Raw genomic sequence first — 15,515 nt, 5'->3', positions numbered from 1 at the left:
GACTGAGAGGATGGTGGTGTTGCAACCCACCCTTCAGACAGGAGGCCCCGATGGCTGAGATAAGCCCTCTTCGCCGCCGGATGATTGAGGACATGACGGTCCGCAATTTGTCCCCGGCAACCCAGCGATCCTATATCAACGCAGTCCAGAAGTTCAGCCGCTATTTCGGCCGATCRCCCGATCGGCTYGGTCCYGCGGATATYCACRCCTTTCAGGTCCACCTTGTTTCAACCGGGATATCGTGGGCTTCGTTAAACCAGATCGTRTGTGCTCTTCGATTTTTCTATGGGATCACGCTTGGCCAGGAYGAYATCCCGGATCGGATCCCCTATGCGCGCGAACCACGCAAGCTCCCTATTGTTCTGTCGGCGGAAGAGGTGGCTCAATTTCTTGAAGCGGTCTCCAGTCTGAAGGCGCGTGTTGCGTTGACCACGGCTTATGCCGCCGGTCTCAGAATCGGTGAGGTTTGTGGACTGGAAGTCGAGGATATCGACAGCTCGCGGATGGTGATCCATGTCCGGCATGGCAAAGGCGCCAAAGCCCGTTACGTCATGCTATCAAACGAACTCTTAGGCATCTTGCGCCGCTATTGGCGCATCTCACGTCCCACCATGTTCCTGTTTCCGGGACGTGATGCTGGCAAGCCGATCGAGCCGACCGTTTTGAATGCTGCCTGTCGGTCGGCGGTCGCGGCAGCCGGCCTTTCAAAGCGCGTCACCGTTCATACGTTGCGGCATTCCTTTGCCACGCATCTGTTAGAGAACGGCACCGATATCCGGATCATCCAGGTCCTGCTCGGTCATGCCCATCTGTCAAGCACGGCACACTATACGCAGGTTTCCACCGACACGATCCGATCGACAGCCAGCCCACTTGATCGCTTGCAACTTGAGGTGACACCACCGGAACCATAAACGGGTGCGTCCTGCCTTCGAAGTCGCCGACATCTTTCGGTGGCATGGTGGCCCTTACAGGCAAGAGAACGCCGGTCGTCTTGGCCGCGGTGAACGACGCGTCATGGGAGCGATAGAAGCTTGCCGGACGCCACGGCTCGGTGGTCACGTCGATGCCTGCGATGACTGCGGCAAGACGCGCATCTCCTATAACTCTTGCCGTAATCGCCACTGCCCGAAGTGTCAGGGGGCTGCTCGCAAGGAGTGGGTCGACGCACGCATCGCCGATCTCTTGCCGGTTCCCTATTTCCATGTGGTCTTCACGCTACCACGCGACGTTGCTGAGATCGCCTTCCAGAACAAGTCGGTGGTCTATGGATTGTTGATGCGGATCTCAGCCGAGGCGCTGCAGACCATCGCGGCTAACCCCAAATGGCTTGGCGCAGAGATCGGCATCACCGCCGTACTCCACACCTGGGGCCAGGCCATGACCCACCATCCGCATGTTCATTGTGTCGTACCGGGCGGAGGGCTCTCACCTGATCGAACAAGGTGGATCAATTGCCGATCTGGCTTTTTTCTACCCGTCCGCGTGCTGTCACGTCTGTTCCGGCGGCTTTTCCTGACAGCTCTGGCCGAAGCCTTTGCCAAAAGCGAGCTGCAATTCTTCAAAGACCTCGCTCATCTCAACGATGACAAGACATTCGCTCGCCATCTTGCCCGCGCTCGTAGCATCGAGTGGGTTGTCTATTCAAAGCCGCCATTCGGTGGTCCGGATCAGGTGCTAGCCTATCTTGGCCGCTATACCCATCGCGTTGCTATCGCAAACAGCCGCATCGTTCATGCCGATGACAGCCATGTTGCCTTTCGATGGAGGGATTATCGGATCCACGGTCGCGACCGTGAGAAGATCATGCGTCTTCATCCCCACGAGTTTATCCGACGATTTCTCCTTCATCTCCTTCCAGACGGCTTCCACCGCATGCGCCACTTCGGCTTTCTCGCCAATTGTCATCGGCGCGATCGTATCGGTGTCTGCAGAAGCCTCCTCGGCGAACCAGCACCCACAAGCTGGCAATCTCATTCGACCAAATCGCGGCAGGCAAATTCCCACGAATGCCCCGACTGCCGGCGGCCCATGCGTCGAACTGACGTCACCATAGCGCCTGTTGCACCACCACGACCATCATCCTTCCGGTGCGATACATCATGATGCCCGACAATCAGATTCTCAGAATATCCCAGTCGTTCAGCGCGTCCTCGGCGAGCAATATCGCTCGACCGCAGCAAGCTCAAAAGGCTGCCGATCCCCTCCAATATCGCGGCGTAGTCCGCAAAGTCCCCGGCAAAACTGCACCGGAAAGCATCATTCCCCGCTCAGTGCCGCCAGCAAGCAGTCGGAACGAGATACGGCGTCCTTCATCTCCGGCGGGTTGGCTCTCAATTCCCCATAACAGCGTCAAACAACCCGCGTCTTAGTTCAATCCGGCTTACATGAGGTCGCCCGAAGTCGCAGCACCGCCCATGCGACCTCAAATAACCCTCCAGATTCACAAATCGACGGAATAATGATTCAACGCTGCTTTTTGGAGGTGGCGTTGGCACGTGGCGATTTGAGTGATGCGGAATGGCGGATCGTAGAGCCCTTTCTGCCAGCAGAGCATGGGCGCAAGTCTCGTCCATCTCATGACAATCGGCGATTTCTCGATGGAATGCTTCACGTCCTGCGGGTCGGCTGCCCTTGGCGCGACATGCATGAGCGTTACGGTAAATGGAATTCTGTTTATGTGCGCTTCCGCCGTTGGGCTGAACAAGGTGTGTGGGATGCTCTCCTTGAAACGCTTGTCGAACTGGGCCTGACCGATGATTGGCAGCACATGATCGACAGCACAACGGTTCGCGGCCATTCGCAGGCGGCGGGCGCAAAAGGGGGACTCATAAGGAGGCTTTTGGTCGATCACGCGGTGGCTTTACGACGAAAATCCACGCCCGCGCAGACGGTCAAGGACGTCCTCTCGGCTTTGTCCTGACGGGTGGCGAAATGTCAGACTACAATGCCGTTCCGGACCTATTGGCGATGCCGGTCACCAAGCCAAGATTGTTCCTCGCCGATAAAGGATACGATGGGGATTCCATCAGGGAAGAATTGTTGATCCACGGCATTCGGCCTGTTATCCCGCCGAAAGCGAACCGCAAGGCCCCGCCTTTTTGTGATTACAGAGCTTACAGGGACCGCAACCGTATCGAGCGAATGTTCAATCGCCTCAAGCAGTTTCGACGGATCGCAACCAGATACGATAAAACACGGAAATCCTTTGGGGCATTCCTCGCCTTGGCAGCAGCCAAGATATGGCTACCTGACTTTGTCAACAGAGCCTAGGTCGGAGATAGGCCCAGCAGTGCTTCTCAAGCACATCAATACAAAGCAGTGCAGATTTTTGCCATCTGCACTGTCCTTGGTTATCCGCCGGAATTTATGGCGCTACTTAATACTTGCAGACTGCAACCAATGATCAGCGCCGGCTGAGCGAGCTAGCAATAATAGTATATCTCGGCAGAAATTGTTCCCATTAATCTTCTTTCTTATTCTCCGAGTGGTTACGATCTTAACGTGTTGTGTTTAGACGTCTGAAGGTCGCCCTACATATCGGCGTTAACCTCTAAGGATTCCGTCATGAAGAAGATTATCGTATTGGCCTTGCTTGCATTCACGTCTCCTCTCGCGGCGCACGCTGCGACATTCAAATTTCCAGGCGAAAAGCCCGTCGCAAGTATTACCATTCCAGACAGCTGGAAGCCGGAGGAAACTGACAGCGGTGTCGAGGGAACGTCGGACGATTCCGCGGTCTATCTTTCAGCCGACGTTGCCAACAACAAATCCATCGATAAAGTTGTTACCGATGCGATCGATTTTCTCGCAAAGAACAAAGTAACGATAGACCCTTCCACTAAAAAGGAGACGCCCACTACCGAGGTCAACGGTTTGCAGATGGGTACTTTGGAATGGGATGGAAAGGACGAGAACGGTCCCATTAGCGTAGGCTTGCTCGTCGTACAGGTAAGCGCTGACAACGCTCTCGTTGTGACCTACTGGGGAGACAAGGGGGCAGAGGACAAGCACGATGCCGAGGTCAAGGCAATCGTCGCCTCGATCAAGCCGGTTCAGTAACGTCGGCTGAGGCCGCGGTCGGCCTGTTACCGTTGCCACCGGGATGGTTGGATTCCGTCCCCACTTGCACCTTTTTCCGCCTGGCAGTGACCCGGCTTGGCGGAGACAGACCTATGAAGTGCTTCGCTATTTTGAACCAACTAAATGCCATAGCAAAACGGCGGTCTGGGATAGGGTCATTGTTCAGTAGCAGCGCATTGCATTTGTGCCGAGCCAACAATAGTAGCCCAACTCTTTGAAATCCAGAGTTGGGTCTGCATTTACCCTTCGTAGAAGTTCTTGCCCCACTTTCTCGCCCAAGCGAGGGCGACGTCGCTTGTTTCAGCCTTAATGAAGAGACCTGTCGAAGACACGCAATCCTCGATGATTCCCTTTTGCCAAAGCGCCATTGATTCCGGTTCGTGATAGAGGATGCCAATCGGAAATTTGATCAACCCGCCTTTCATGTCGCCTTTCCGAGTTGTCGTCTGCTTCCGAAAGAAACCAATCAATTGTTTCCTTAACGAGGGCAAACCATGAAAGGTCTGGGAGGTGAGGTTTTCATTGGGGGTGTTTCGGTTTTGGGCGGTCATCATGCGTTGCCGTTACCCATCGCTTGGAGAGCCTCCGCCCGAGCCTTGGTAAGAATGGCGCTATTCGGATCGATTTCGAACTGTTCGCAAAACCGGGCTATTCTATCGGACCCCTCTACCACTTCTCCTGCGGCCAATTGCGATAGCCCCCATGCGATATCAGTTTGAATGTAATTGGCGAGCCCAAAGCGACGAAATTTCATTTCGGATCGGCGTTTGAAAAGATCGAGCAAGTCGTTGATTGTATCGATGGATGCCAGGTCTAAAGACGCCACGCGTTTTACGTCATCGACGGTCTTTCGAGCATCCCGGATTTTCACGTCGAAGGGAAATGAGCACCAGTCGGTGGCAGCGCCTTCGATATCGATAGGATCGATAGTGAGATCAAAGTCAGCTGATTTTAGAGAGCGTTTCCATGACAGGCGACCGCTGCGAAGGCGAGGAACAAAGTCTACCGAGAAACCCCATCGCGCTGAATAGTAAGCTCCTTTGAGGGCCTGGAACTCGATGATTCGACGGATCGCGTTACGGGGTTCGCTTACCCAACGTCGTTCGGAAACCTGGTCGAACCCGGTTGGTGTGGCATCCTGCAGAGCCTGTAAAATTTCATCAGAAAGTTTGAACATCTAACCTCATATCAATTGAGCACCGGTTAATGGTGTATTGTCGCCGTTGACCAAAAGTGATCGAGGGCTCGTGGGCTAACTCTTTGCGGAGGTGACTGTCCAATATGCGATGAAATCGGGTTCGCGTACGGCATTGCCAGCCTGATCGGTATAGATACCTGGCTCCGCCCGTCCGAAGACTTCAAGCATGGGAGGAAGGTTGATCTCCTCCCGAACGTCGTCGCCTTCGAGCCTGATTGTTATTCCCCAGCGCGGATCGACGGATTTGACGTAACCGTGAAATTGCTCCTCTTTTGTTACCGTGCCGTCGGGCTGGCGATGGGTAACCCCAAGGAGAACCAAGGCACCAAGGATTTCGTCAACGAACGCTTCGTCCCAGTTAGGGTCGATCTCATTCTTGTCTAGCCAATCGGTACGTTCCATCGAATCATCCATGCTGTAACAGTTTCCGCGCGAGACGGTGAACGCTGTATTGCCGCTTGAAGCCGTAAGCCCTAGCCTTCGTCAATCGGGCTGGGCTCCAGCGAGTTCATGTTCTCCTTCGCGCCGAGGTGACAGATGCACATGGGCATGAAATATCTTTTGCCCTGCCGTCTGACCAGTGTTCGAGCCTAAGTTAAATCCCTTGTCAGAATCGTTCGCCCTGAGGATTGCCTCGCGGCATAGGATCGCCAGTTTATGAATCGCTTCGCGCTCGTTGGCATCAGACCGTCCCGTTCATATCACTTCGTTTCGCAACGCGGGTATATAAGTGTTGTATCCTTGAACGCTGGCGATAGGCCGCATCGACTGCTGACCCAGCCTTGACCACAATTGGCGCAAAGCTACTGATACTCATCTATCCCTATTGCTGGCTGGTCCCTCTTGTCGTTTTCTGCAACCGATATGATCATCCCATCATCGGGGTAACAAACGTGATGAAATTGGTCCACATGGACCTCGTTGCCCGAAATGGTGCGGTTCTTTGGAGGCGCTCCGACAACGGCAGCCACTCAGATCGCTCTAACTTCCGCAAGCCGCTTCACCGCGTACTCGTCTTGCCAACAGACGGCGGCTTCCCATGCGGCCGATGCTTGTGCGGCGACATCATATGCGTTGTCATCGCAACCGGCAGCGTTTTCGGGCAGCACAAGGTCAAGGTCGGGGACGTCGACGTGTGACTCATCCCAGTCGATCAAGACGACCCTGTCCTTGGTCATACGGACGTTGCCAGGGTTGTTGGGGTTTCCGTGGACAACGCAAGTCTGACGTCCGTTTAGCCGTGACCAAGCCGCCCGACATCGCATGACTGCTTCGGGGGGCATCGAGGCTAGGTTGACCCTCGTTCCGGTGTCCGCATGCAGGAGGTCGGTCGACGACTTCCAGCCTGGGCGTTGTGGCCAGCCCTGCGTCAAACGATGCAGCTCACGCAGCGTGTCGGCGACGCGACGCCAGTCGGACACCGTCTCGGGCGGCCCGCCTTCGATACACTTCATGACCATCAAGCCACCCGAGAACAGGCGACCGTCAATCGTCGGGATCGGCACCGGAACGGCCATACCTGAGCGGTCAAGGTGTTGAAGCAGGCCGGCCTCCCATGCGAGATCGGCCTCGGTCCGTGACCCGAGACGACCGACTGCAATCTGTCCGTGGACGCGAACGCTCCAAACGTCGTTGGCGACTCCACCAGAAAGTGGTTCGATCCGAACTGCGTCTCCACCCCAATGCACGAGTGCTTCCCATCCCATTAGCAAAATCCTCACGGTCGATATCGGCCGTCGACCATCAGTGTCTATGTTGGCGATTGACATAGCTGGCAATATGGCCGTCAAATTCGAATATGCGCTTATCGACAATCAATAAAAACATCGCCGCACGTTTTCTACAGGCATCGGACACAAATGACGCCCAACGGATATGGGCCGCGTTGCTAATGCTCAGTAATGTTCGACCTTCGCTACGCAACCGGTATGCGTTTGTCACTAGACGGCGCAAGACGCCCATTGGAAACCAGACTTCGGGCGATATATGTGTGCATCTCATTTGCTCGCGTCTACGGCCGCCTTGAATGCCGATTCTCGTCGTTGTGCCTTATCAGCCGTTATCTCTTGCCAGGCCGTATTGCCCATGGGGCGGCAATAAACGCAGATTGTTTGCCTGAGGTTGTCAGCAGGTTCGACGTTACGCCGAGAAGGTTTTAGGACGTACCGAGGTTGATCTGAATTGACCATCAAGAACATAAATGGCTCCTAGCACCCGATGCGGGTCTTTGAGACTTGCCGACACTATCCGCGACCTTGAGGTAAACGGCGCTAGTTCCTCTCCCATAAATATCCCTTTAATGGTTTTATTAGGCCAACCATCGCTGTTATATATACACTATAAGGAGCTTTAGCGATGCAGTTGAACATCGAGACATTTGGGCGGGGAGAGTGGCATCCCAGCGCTAGCATCGCGATCATGGACGAGGCCCGCGGCGTCGAAGGGCGTTCGATCGTAGAGTACGACATCGATTTTTTCATGCACTACGCCGCCGCCGACAGGTTGACGAGCGATGTCAGGGACGCGCGCGCGTTGTCGGTCAACTATCCCGTCGACCTTGAGAACAGATTTCGGGAGACTTGGCCTCCGTTCTTGCTCGACCTGGTGCCTCAAGGACACGCCCGCCGCAAGCTCGCTGACCACATGAAGCTGGACGTCGACGCCCGCTCGTCTGATCTCCCGCTGCTGCTTCGTGCCGGTGGCGATGCTATCGGGAACCTGCGCGTCGCAGAGGCGGCCGCTGCCGAAAGGGATCGCCTGTCGGGAGTTCGCTGCGCCGGCGTCACCGAGGAGGACATCTTTGGCCGAACCGAGTACTTCACCGAAGTCGTCGATCGCCTTGGAATGCTCGCTTCGGGTTCTAGCGGGCTTCAGGGCGAGTGGCCTAAGGTGTCTCTGACACTCGCGGCTGACGGGCTATACTACCCCGATGCCCTCGTTAGCGACGGCGAAGCCGTTCGACACTACATTGTCAAGCTTCTCCGGAGCAACGACGTCCGCGATCAGCTAATCCTGGAGGCAGAGGCGGGCTATTCGGCTATCGCCGAACAGATCGGCTTGAACGTCCACGAGACGTCGCGCTACGCCAACGGTGTCCTGATGATACCCCGGTTCGACCGCAGGATCGAAAGCGGCTCGCTGCAGCGCATCGGTCAGGAAAGCATGGTCTCGGCGCTCGGCGTCGCAGAATTCGGGCATCTCGCTAGCCACGAGGACTATATCGGTGTTCTCAAGCGCGTATCGACGAATCCGTTCGCAGACATCGTCGAGTACGTGAAGCGTGACATTGCCAACCGCGCCATGGGCAACCCGGACAACCACGGTCGCAACAGCGCGCTGTCGAAGATGCCTGACGGCACTGTCAGTCTGTCGCCGCTGTTCGACTTCGCGCCGATGAGGCTCGGGGCCGACGGCATCGTGAAGTCGACGAGATGGGCGGCGATGCGGGATACACATCGCGAGACCTCGCCTGACTGGGCGGAGGTCTGCACTGCCGTGTTTCCTGACAATCCCGATCTCGCACGCAAACTCGGCGTGGAGATCGGCGACTTTGCAGAGCGGCTTCTCGAAGCCCCGACATTGGCGGCCAAGTTTGGGGTTCCAAGCGATGTCATCGAGGTCGGGATGAGGGATTGCCAGATGGTCGCCGAGAGCGTGATTGCTGCCCGTCCGAATGGAGAGCACTAGAATGGCCAGATGGAAGAAGCCAACGAAGGAAGAGATCAGCGAAAGCCGTGCGCGCCTTCGTGAAAAGGCGGCGGCCGGGGAGCTGAGGTTTCCATCTGCCGTCGCTGAAATCAGGAAGTCTTTGGGTCTGACGCAGGAGCAGCTCTCGACCATCACTGGGATCACCAAACGGCAGGTCTTGGAAATCGAGACGGGCAAGGCCAACCCCACCGTGGAAACGCTGGAGCGAATCGCACACCTGTTTGGCTTCACGCTTGGATTCGTCCCGAAAGAACCAGCATCGGCGAGGCAACAGCCATCTAGCTCATCTCGTCCCTAGATGGCTGTGATACTTGTCTCCAGCTCACTACTTCGTTAGGCGTTGACTAAAAGCTTATCCCGATCGAACAGGGATTAACCACATCTTGTGTTCCAGAAAGACACATCTCCCTTGTTCCGTTAAACGGAGGGGATGAGCGAGAGCCTGTTTTCGACACGCTGGGTCAACAATTGGCCCCTTCGCTGGAGCGCTTCACGACGGACTTCCCGGACGATTATGAACGCGCCATCGAATATGCCCATGAGCATCGCTGTGGCGTCTTCGGCGCACTCGATGCGGTGAGGCGGGCGTAGAAAAAGGCACCGCTACGGACGATGGAAACCATGGCGTTCCGCGCTCCCACCCCGACACAAAGGCGAGCAGCGAACACTAGGCGGTATGTTCACCCGCCAAGCCTCGCTCCTGAGGATGTTGAAATGGGCTACGGACGACGACGGCTTGGCCTTTCGAGAGCAGTTACCTTGTTCAAGTCCCGTCAGCGCCGCCCCCTGATAGTCGGGCTCGTAGCTCAGGATGACGCGGTCCAGCGGTCTCATCCGAATTTGCGGAATTAGGTAGCAACTGCCACCAGACTCCTGCCGGCGGAATATGTAGCTTCTTCGCCTCGTGTTAGGAGTTGATATTCATGGGCATTGCAGACGAACTGAAGACGAAGCGCGCCGAGATCTCTACGGTTCAGCTTTCAAGTGGAAACATATTTGCGCTATTGTGAAGGTGTTGACTCTGGGTGGTCGGCGGAGGGCCGAGGCTACCTTCTGGATTGGGCCGGAGCGAAGGAATGACCGATTTGCGGGAAATCAAAGAGGTATTCTCTGTTCAAAGTCGTTCGGGGACGATGGTTGTGGTGGCAGGCGCCTCAAATTTACCTGTGAGCAGAAAGCTCACAGCGATACTGCGCCGACCTGATGGATCGAGTACGGAGACAGTCGCCTATAAAGACTGGCTTCCCCGTCGAACACCAGCAGTCCACGAGGTTGAGGGTTTTCTCTTGGTCGGTCTGGAAAAAAGCGACATCCCAGATGGAAGCTCGGTTGAAATCAGGATCGATGGAATGGCTTCGATCGGCTGAGGCATTGGATGCTCGGTAGTTCAAGCGGCTGATTGCCTGACATGCGCTCCGAAGCCGGGAATTCGGAGCTGGTGGCAGTTGCTACCTAATTCCGCGAATTTGTAGGCGCGGTTTGATCTCGAAGTCGTTTGTGCTGGCGAGGGTGGCTTTGTTCTTGTCTTTCTATGGGCAGTTTGGCGTCATCTGACCAGACCAGATGGTACGGATTGAACCTTGAATCTCCTCTGCAGAGACCTCATCTTCGTGAAAGCATTCCAAATTGCGCTTATGCTAGGCACACTGCGAAAGTCGGCACTGATTCCGTCCTGCGTGCGACCGATGCAATTCGCTTATCGAACTCCACGAGGTAGATATTGACGCAGTTCTTCGAAACTACTCAGGGCATCATGTTAGTCGGGGCGATGATCGGAGCTGGCTGTTTTGCCAGCGGCGCGATTATACCGAGCGCGCTGCGGTGGGCAAATGCTGAACACGCTCGGAACCCAAAAGCGGACGCGCGCGGTGCAGCGATGTTGACAGCTCTGGCACTGGACGATTTTGTCGGCGCCGCTTACGCTGCCGTGCACGACACGCCTGAGTTCAACCCCGCCAACGAAGGCGAGTTCGTCTTCCATACACCCGAACCCGTACTGGTCCTTCCGCAGGCGCAGGATTTGAGCCTTCTCGGCGAGGAGCTCTTCAATGAGACTTTATGGCTATCGAACCGCATAACGAACCTCGGCAATGCGCTGGATAGCCTTGATCTCTCCAGCCCAGGCTTCGACCGCTTTTTCGAGCGGCGCCAGGAGGGCTACGCGGTGCTTGCGGCGACGGCGATGGATCTTATTGAGCGGCTGCTCGTAGATTTCGATCTCAATCTTCCGGAAAAGCCTGATTACTATAGGCAGCGAGAAGGGCTAGCCTCGGTCGTACAAGCTGCTGGACAGCGCCGCACGGGCACAAGGATGACGGCGGCGAGGGTTCAGGCGCCTGGTTCCAATATCACGCATCTCTTTCCAAAGACGGGCGAAGAAGGCGAGTGATGGTCGTACGGCCGCATGTGCCGCCTATCGTTTAGGGTATCGCAAGCTTCGTCGCCCATTCGGCCACGTAATTGGCAACTGTCGCGACATGCTCGGCGGCTGTGAGGCCCGACACGGCTTTTCGCGGCCGAAAGTCGTGGTCTCCGTCTTCCAGCCAGAGAATTTCGATCTCGTTGGATAGCTCGTAGCTGGAAACTTCGTCCCGCGATCCGAAGAGGTCCCGAGTTCCCTGACAGATTAAGGCAGGCGTCTTCATCTCTGCGAGATGAGCGGTCCGTACATTGTCGGGCTTTCCAATTGGATGGAATGGATATCCGAGACATAGCAGCCCGGAAATCTTACCCGCATCGCGAAGATCATCCGCGATCATGCTCGCCACGCGGCCGCCCATGGATTTGCCTGCTACGACCACTGTCCCTATCGAGCCGAGCTCCTCGATCACGGCTTCAAACTCTTGCTTGAGGACCTCTGCACGGGGCGGTGGTGACCGCTTTCCGGAAGACCGTCGTGCCGCCATGTAATCGAACTCGAACCGGACGACCCGCAAGCCTCTCTCAGAAATTGTTGCCGACACGGTTTCCATCCACTTGGTATCCATCGCGCCACCAGCCCCATGCGCGAGGACGATCATGATCTTGGCGTCTTCGGGACCGGTGACGAGGAAGTCATGAGGCATTCAGGGTTCTCCTGGTTGGTGGCGCCACCGTCAGCGGCGCAGGATAAATGCGGCCGCTTCCCGCACGGCTCCAGATCTATCGAATTCGACCTGTCGGGCATATTGTCGGCCGACATCTGCCGGCAGCGAGTTCCTGCCGATGCAATCCAGCACGACGCGTCGTACGAACGGAGATCGATCAAGGATCGCTCGGTCGGCGATTTCCCGTGGTGATGCCGAGCAGACAAGTTCTCTTTGGCTGTAAGTTGGTATCCACCGCTTAAGATTATAGCGTTTGTCTACCCACTCCAAACGGAACCCGGAACGCCATTTTGCCGTCCGATCAATTAGGGTCTCGACCGCAATCGCCCGCACCATCGGATGCACTGATTTAGAGGAGATGTCTTCCAGGTGGGCGTCGAACAAAGGCGTGCGCAGCGCGTGGCGAAAAGTCGAAGGCGTCGGCCCTGTAGTTTGCTGGATCAGTAGCCTAGCGAGTTCGGCGGTGACGTCTGGCCGAGCGTAGAGATCATGAACCATAGATCGTTCCAGCTCACCCCATCGCTCCCAGCCATATTGCCGCTTGAGAAGATCCAATCCAGCGCGAGCGATGGTATCGGGTTGAGTGAGTGAGGACACGCGCTGTGCACAGCGGAATGCCGCGGCGCGAACCGGTGCAACCCAATCGTTCATTCGCCACATGACCGCTGCGACAAGAAAAGGGGATTGGAGGCCGCCCGTTATCTTATTAAGCGAAGCCTCACGCACGTAGCCGCTTGAATGGAAGATGTAAATGAATTCGAGGCCAGGCGTTCGTTGGAGAAGTTTCAAGGCCGCGTGTGGCTTGGGAGGGCTGAGCCAGAATGAACCGACAGGAGCTGCATAGAGGTCAGCGTCGTGACGGATTTGAAGCGAGACGGCAGCGATCAACGCTGGCGGAATCTTCGCGAAGTGCTGAAGGATTGCCTCGATGTGGGTTTCCAGCTCAACCCCGTGATGCAGTGAACTGAGAAGGGTACGGGTTTCGGGCGATAGAACCTCGCGATTTCCATTCATCGGTTACTTCCTAATTCGAGCCGTCGAATGTGCGCGAGGTTTTGAGCCGTCGACACGTCTCAAACTATCACGTGTCCACAGATCTTGATCGCTTGACCATTCCAGAAGATTTTTTGCCAATGCGTCCCCGCGCAACTTGAATGAAGACCGCGCGACGATACGCAAATTCACGGTAAAGTAAAATTGTTGGGCGCTAAAAGACCGCATAAAGTGTAGGGATTTGTCGAACATCCTGTGCCGAGGGCTTGGGGCCGCTCTTCGCCGCAGGAGGGCGTCTTCAACCGAACAAACAGACAGGCATAGTGTACTCTAATCGACGGCGTGGTTGCGCCAAATCATCTCGAATAAATTTGGCACTACATCTATGACGACCTAGCCAATCTGCGGAGGCGCCACGATTCCGGAGCGTAATGCATTACTAATGCGACGAATGCGAAATCTTGTCAGCGAGCAAGGGCGGTATGGTAGGTCGAATCCTCGGTAGGCAAGGGCCAACTGACACCGGATTCATTGATGGCGCGACTGCATTACTCAGCTCTTGGATCGCCAGGCTCTCAATGGTCGATGTGCAAATAGGGCGATAGCCTGATCTTTGAGGCTCCGGATCGAGACGTGCGCGAGCCAATCTTTGCCGTGCACTTCGGCGATGACATGATTGACGTGCAAGACGTGCGAAAGGTGACTGTTGAGACGAGCGCCTGTTCGGGTGCACAGCTTCGGCCGCAAGCGTAATGAATGGAGCGCGAATGGATTTTGAGGAGATTCGGCGGATTTTTGGAAAAGTAGGATACGCATCGGCAAGATGTAGGTGCGCATAACACTTTGGCTCGTTTTGACATCGCATTTGGCTCGCGATTAGGCAGCTTGGCCCGTTCTAGGTTCATTTCTTCACCAACTGTCGCATTACTAAATAGCCTTGGAGAATCTCCTCCAAGTGCATCATAGCCAGTTTTGAGGGTAGGGGATCAGCTACCCTCTTGCAAATGTGCCATGAACACTTCGGTTGGTGTCTTATAGCCCAGGCATTTTCTCGGTAGGTCGTTCAGATGGTGAGCGAGTTGAACCAGGGCCGATTGCGGCACCTCGGCCAGGTCAGTGTCGCCTGGCATGAAGCGGCGAATGCGTTTGTTGGCGTTTTCGACCGCACCTTTCTGCCAGGGTGCACTGGGATCGCAGAACCAGTTGCGCGCACCGATGCCATCTTCCAAAGCCCTGAAGCCGGCAAACTCCGTGCCGCGATCAAAGGTGAAGCTCTGACGTGCGAAGGCCGGCAAAGGAGAGAATGTTTCGATGATCCTGTCCATGATCGGGCGCGAGTGGCGGCTGGCGTTCTTGAGCATGACGGTGTAGCGGCTCTTGCGCTCGACCAATGAGGTGAGGTTGGCATGTCCGAGTTCGCGTTCGAAGATCAGGAGGTCGCCCTCCCAGTGACCAAACTGCGTCCGATCGTCAATAAAATCAGGCCGTTGCGATATTCGGTGACTGGCTGGAAACACGCTGTTTCGCGGCTTCCTCGATCCACGCGGGCGGCGTTTGCGGCGCGCCTCGGGCAGATATCGATAGAGGCCAAGCCCGTAATCTTCCTTGCTGTAGATGAAGCGATAGATGGTCTCGGCGCAGATGCGAACCAGGCTGACGCTGTCGGCCAGCAGACGGCCGGCAATCTGCTCCGGTGACCAATAGGCCTGCAGTTTCTCAATCACCATACGACGCAAATGCGGATGGCGACGGAGCTTTCTCAAGCGTCGACGCCGCTCTTTGGCGATGTCATCAGCAACTGTCGAGAAGTAGCCGCTGTATTCAGGAAGCTCGTGATCCCGAAAGGTATTGCGACGGATCTCACGATAGACGGTCGAGCGGTGGCGGCCGAGCTGGCGCGCCATCTCATTGATCGAAACCTTGCGCTCGACAAGATGATGAAGGCGGCGCCGATCGGCGAGGGTCAATTGCTTATAGCACCGAGACATGGCAAAATCTCCAAAGTGAAGCCATTGAAATCATTGGCATGTCGCACTTGGAAATAGAATGTACCCCGCTACACACGTTGTGGCGGAGGAGTTGGAATGTCCGCCGATTTGCAAAGTAGAAATGTCCCTTTGGGCGCATCGTCAGCCATTTAGAAATGCGACACTCGATATGTCCACTTGCACTGTGGCAAGCCCCCGACCGGACCGGCTGGGCCGGGTTGCAAGGGAAGGGAGGGGGCGGGTGAGACGCACCCCTTCGGCTTTAGCTTCCTCACTATCAATTCGTCTTCTCCTGGTAGATGGTTGACGGCATCGACATGCCACCAGGTTAGAACCAGGACTGCGCCATGCTGCCGGAAATCAAATTGCTGGGTGACGTCGATGTCGCCGCTCTGTCGCCGCTGATGCGCGGCATGCTTCTTTCGGTTGCCTATGCGGAGGGCGAGGGGGGGCATCGGG

16 protein-coding genes and 1 pseudogene are annotated in these 15,515 nt (G+C 56.0%); 9 read left to right on the top strand and 8 right to left on the bottom strand.

Annotated elements, in window-relative coordinates:
• Nucleotides 1-50: 50 nt before the first annotated feature.
• The 4 genes and pseudogenes from QD461_RS29830 (at nt 51) to QD461_RS29815 (ending at nt 4,062) form a co-directional block, all read left to right on the top strand.
• On the top strand, nt 51-914 hold the full coding sequence (locus QD461_RS29830) for a tyrosine-type recombinase/integrase (RefSeq protein ID WP_414090822.1): 864 nt from the start codon (nt 51-53) through the stop codon (nt 912-914).
• A 4-nt stretch (nt 915-918) separates the two neighbouring features.
• The gene (locus tag QD461_RS29825) at nt 919-2,106 is read left to right on the top strand and encodes an IS91 family transposase (protein WP_414090821.1); all 1,188 of its coding nucleotides are present in this window, start codon (nt 919-921) and stop codon (nt 2,104-2,106) included.
• A gap of 355 nt (nt 2,107-2,461) precedes the next feature.
• A pseudogene (locus QD461_RS29820) lies at nt 2,462-3,273 on the top strand (IS5 family transposase).
• Between the two features lie 294 nt (nt 3,274-3,567).
• Nucleotides 3,568-4,062 carry a histidine kinase gene (locus tag QD461_RS29815; protein WP_414090820.1) on the top strand — a complete coding sequence of 165 codons (495 nt, stop codon included), beginning with the start codon at nt 3,568-3,570 and terminating at the stop codon, nt 4,060-4,062.
• Nucleotides 4,063-4,322: 260 nt separating this feature from the next.
• Here QD461_RS29815 and QD461_RS29810 read toward each other — a convergent pair whose 3' ends face one another.
• The 5 genes from QD461_RS29810 to QD461_RS29790 form a co-directional block, all read right to left on the bottom strand.
• A complete protein-coding gene (locus QD461_RS29810) occupies nt 4,323-4,637 on the bottom strand; it encodes a hypothetical protein (RefSeq protein WP_414090819.1) in 315 nt (104 codons plus the stop codon).
• Complete coding sequence (locus tag QD461_RS29805; RefSeq protein WP_414090818.1) at nt 4,634-5,260, bottom strand: hypothetical protein; 627 nt, start codon at nt 5,258-5,260, stop codon at nt 4,634-4,636. Before QD461_RS29805 ends, QD461_RS29810 begins: the two co-directional genes overlap by 4 nt.
• Nucleotides 5,261-5,335: 75 nt before the next feature.
• On the bottom strand, nt 5,336-5,683 hold the full coding sequence (locus QD461_RS29800) for a hypothetical protein (protein ID WP_414090817.1): 348 nt from the start codon (nt 5,681-5,683) through the stop codon (nt 5,336-5,338).
• A gap of 81 nt (nt 5,684-5,764) precedes the next feature.
• On the bottom strand, nt 5,765-5,911 hold the full coding sequence (locus QD461_RS29795) for an HIT family protein (protein ID WP_414090872.1): 147 nt from the start codon (nt 5,909-5,911) through the stop codon (nt 5,765-5,767).
• Nucleotides 5,912-6,252: 341 nt separating this feature from the next.
• Entirely contained in the window at nt 6,253-6,987 is a 735-nt protein-coding gene (locus tag QD461_RS29790; RefSeq protein ID WP_414090816.1) for a phosphotransferase, read from the bottom strand.
• 649 nt (nt 6,988-7,636) lie between these two features.
• On the opposite strand from QD461_RS29790, the gene QD461_RS29785 reads away from it, so the two are divergent.
• From QD461_RS29785 to QD461_RS29765, 5 genes are all read left to right on the top strand, one after another.
• Nucleotides 7,637-8,968, top strand: coding sequence for a type II toxin-antitoxin system HipA family toxin (locus QD461_RS29785; protein WP_414090815.1), 1,332 nt, complete (start codon nt 7,637-7,639; stop codon nt 8,966-8,968).
• A gap of 1 nt (nt 8,969) precedes the next feature.
• On the top strand, nt 8,970-9,287 hold the full coding sequence (locus tag QD461_RS29780) for a helix-turn-helix domain-containing protein (protein ID WP_414090814.1): 318 nt from the start codon (nt 8,970-8,972) through the stop codon (nt 9,285-9,287).
• Nucleotides 9,288-9,457: 170 nt separating this feature from the next.
• Nucleotides 9,458-9,580 carry a hypothetical protein gene (locus QD461_RS29775; protein WP_414090813.1) on the top strand — a complete coding sequence of 41 codons (123 nt, stop codon included), beginning with the start codon at nt 9,458-9,460 and terminating at the stop codon, nt 9,578-9,580.
• 485 nt (nt 9,581-10,065) lie between these two features.
• Entirely contained in the window at nt 10,066-10,356 is a 291-nt protein-coding gene (locus QD461_RS29770; protein ID WP_414090812.1) for a hypothetical protein, read from the top strand.
• Nucleotides 10,357-10,865: 509 nt separating this feature from the next.
• A complete protein-coding gene (locus QD461_RS29765) occupies nt 10,866-11,378 on the top strand; it encodes a hypothetical protein (protein WP_414090811.1) in 513 nt (170 codons plus the stop codon).
• A gap of 31 nt (nt 11,379-11,409) precedes the next feature.
• Here QD461_RS29765 and QD461_RS29760 read toward each other — a convergent pair whose 3' ends face one another.
• The 3 genes from QD461_RS29760 to QD461_RS29750 form a co-directional block, all read right to left on the bottom strand.
• On the bottom strand, nt 11,410-12,054 hold the full coding sequence (locus QD461_RS29760) for an alpha/beta fold hydrolase (RefSeq protein WP_414090810.1): 645 nt from the start codon (nt 12,052-12,054) through the stop codon (nt 11,410-11,412).
• Nucleotides 12,055-12,084: 30 nt separating this feature from the next.
• On the bottom strand, nt 12,085-13,089 hold the full coding sequence (locus tag QD461_RS29755) for a hypothetical protein (protein ID WP_414090809.1): 1,005 nt from the start codon (nt 13,087-13,089) through the stop codon (nt 12,085-12,087).
• 965 nt (nt 13,090-14,054) lie between these two features.
• The gene (locus QD461_RS29750) at nt 14,055-15,056 is read right to left on the bottom strand and encodes an IS30 family transposase (protein ID WP_414090808.1); all 1,002 of its coding nucleotides are present in this window, start codon (nt 15,054-15,056) and stop codon (nt 14,055-14,057) included.
• Nucleotides 15,057-15,515 lie beyond the last annotated feature (459 nt).

The sequence above is a fragment of the Rhizobium sp. BR 314 genome (genome assembly GCF_047445805.1).
Lineage (GTDB): Bacteria > Pseudomonadota > Alphaproteobacteria > Rhizobiales > Rhizobiaceae > Rhizobium > Rhizobium lusitanum_B.
This window is presented reverse-complemented; position numbering and strand designations above follow the sequence as displayed.

Bases quoted from the DNA above. Each gene is read 5' to 3' on its own strand.
- QD461_RS29815 (WP_414090820.1), top strand. From the start codon at position 3,568: ATGAAGAAGATTATCGTATTGGCCTTGCTTGCATTCACGTCTCCTCTC.
- QD461_RS29810 (WP_414090819.1), bottom strand. From the start codon at position 4,637: ATGATGACCGCCCAAAACCGAAACACCCCCAATGAAAACCTCACCTCC.
- QD461_RS29805 (WP_414090818.1), bottom strand. From the start codon at position 5,260: ATGTTCAAACTTTCTGATGAAATTTTACAGGCTCTGCAGGATGCCACA.
- QD461_RS29800 (WP_414090817.1), bottom strand. From the start codon at position 5,683: ATGGAACGTACCGATTGGCTAGACAAGAATGAGATCGACCCTAACTGG.
- QD461_RS29790 (WP_414090816.1), bottom strand. From the start codon at position 6,987: ATGGGATGGGAAGCACTCGTGCATTGGGGTGGAGACGCAGTTCGGATC.
- QD461_RS29785 (WP_414090815.1), top strand. From the start codon at position 7,637: ATGCAGTTGAACATCGAGACATTTGGGCGGGGAGAGTGGCATCCCAGC.
- QD461_RS29780 (WP_414090814.1), top strand. From the start codon at position 8,970: ATGGCCAGATGGAAGAAGCCAACGAAGGAAGAGATCAGCGAAAGCCGT.
- QD461_RS29770 (WP_414090812.1), top strand. From the start codon at position 10,066: ATGACCGATTTGCGGGAAATCAAAGAGGTATTCTCTGTTCAAAGTCGT.
- QD461_RS29765 (WP_414090811.1), top strand. From the start codon at position 10,866: ATGTTGACAGCTCTGGCACTGGACGATTTTGTCGGCGCCGCTTACGCT.
- QD461_RS29760 (WP_414090810.1), bottom strand. From the start codon at position 12,054: ATGCCTCATGACTTCCTCGTCACCGGTCCCGAAGACGCCAAGATCATG.
- QD461_RS29755 (WP_414090809.1), bottom strand. From the start codon at position 13,089: ATGAATGGAAATCGCGAGGTTCTATCGCCCGAAACCCGTACCCTTCTC.
- QD461_RS29750 (WP_414090808.1), bottom strand. From the start codon at position 15,056: ATGTCTCGGTGCTATAAGCAATTGACCCTCGCCGATCGGCGCCGCCTT.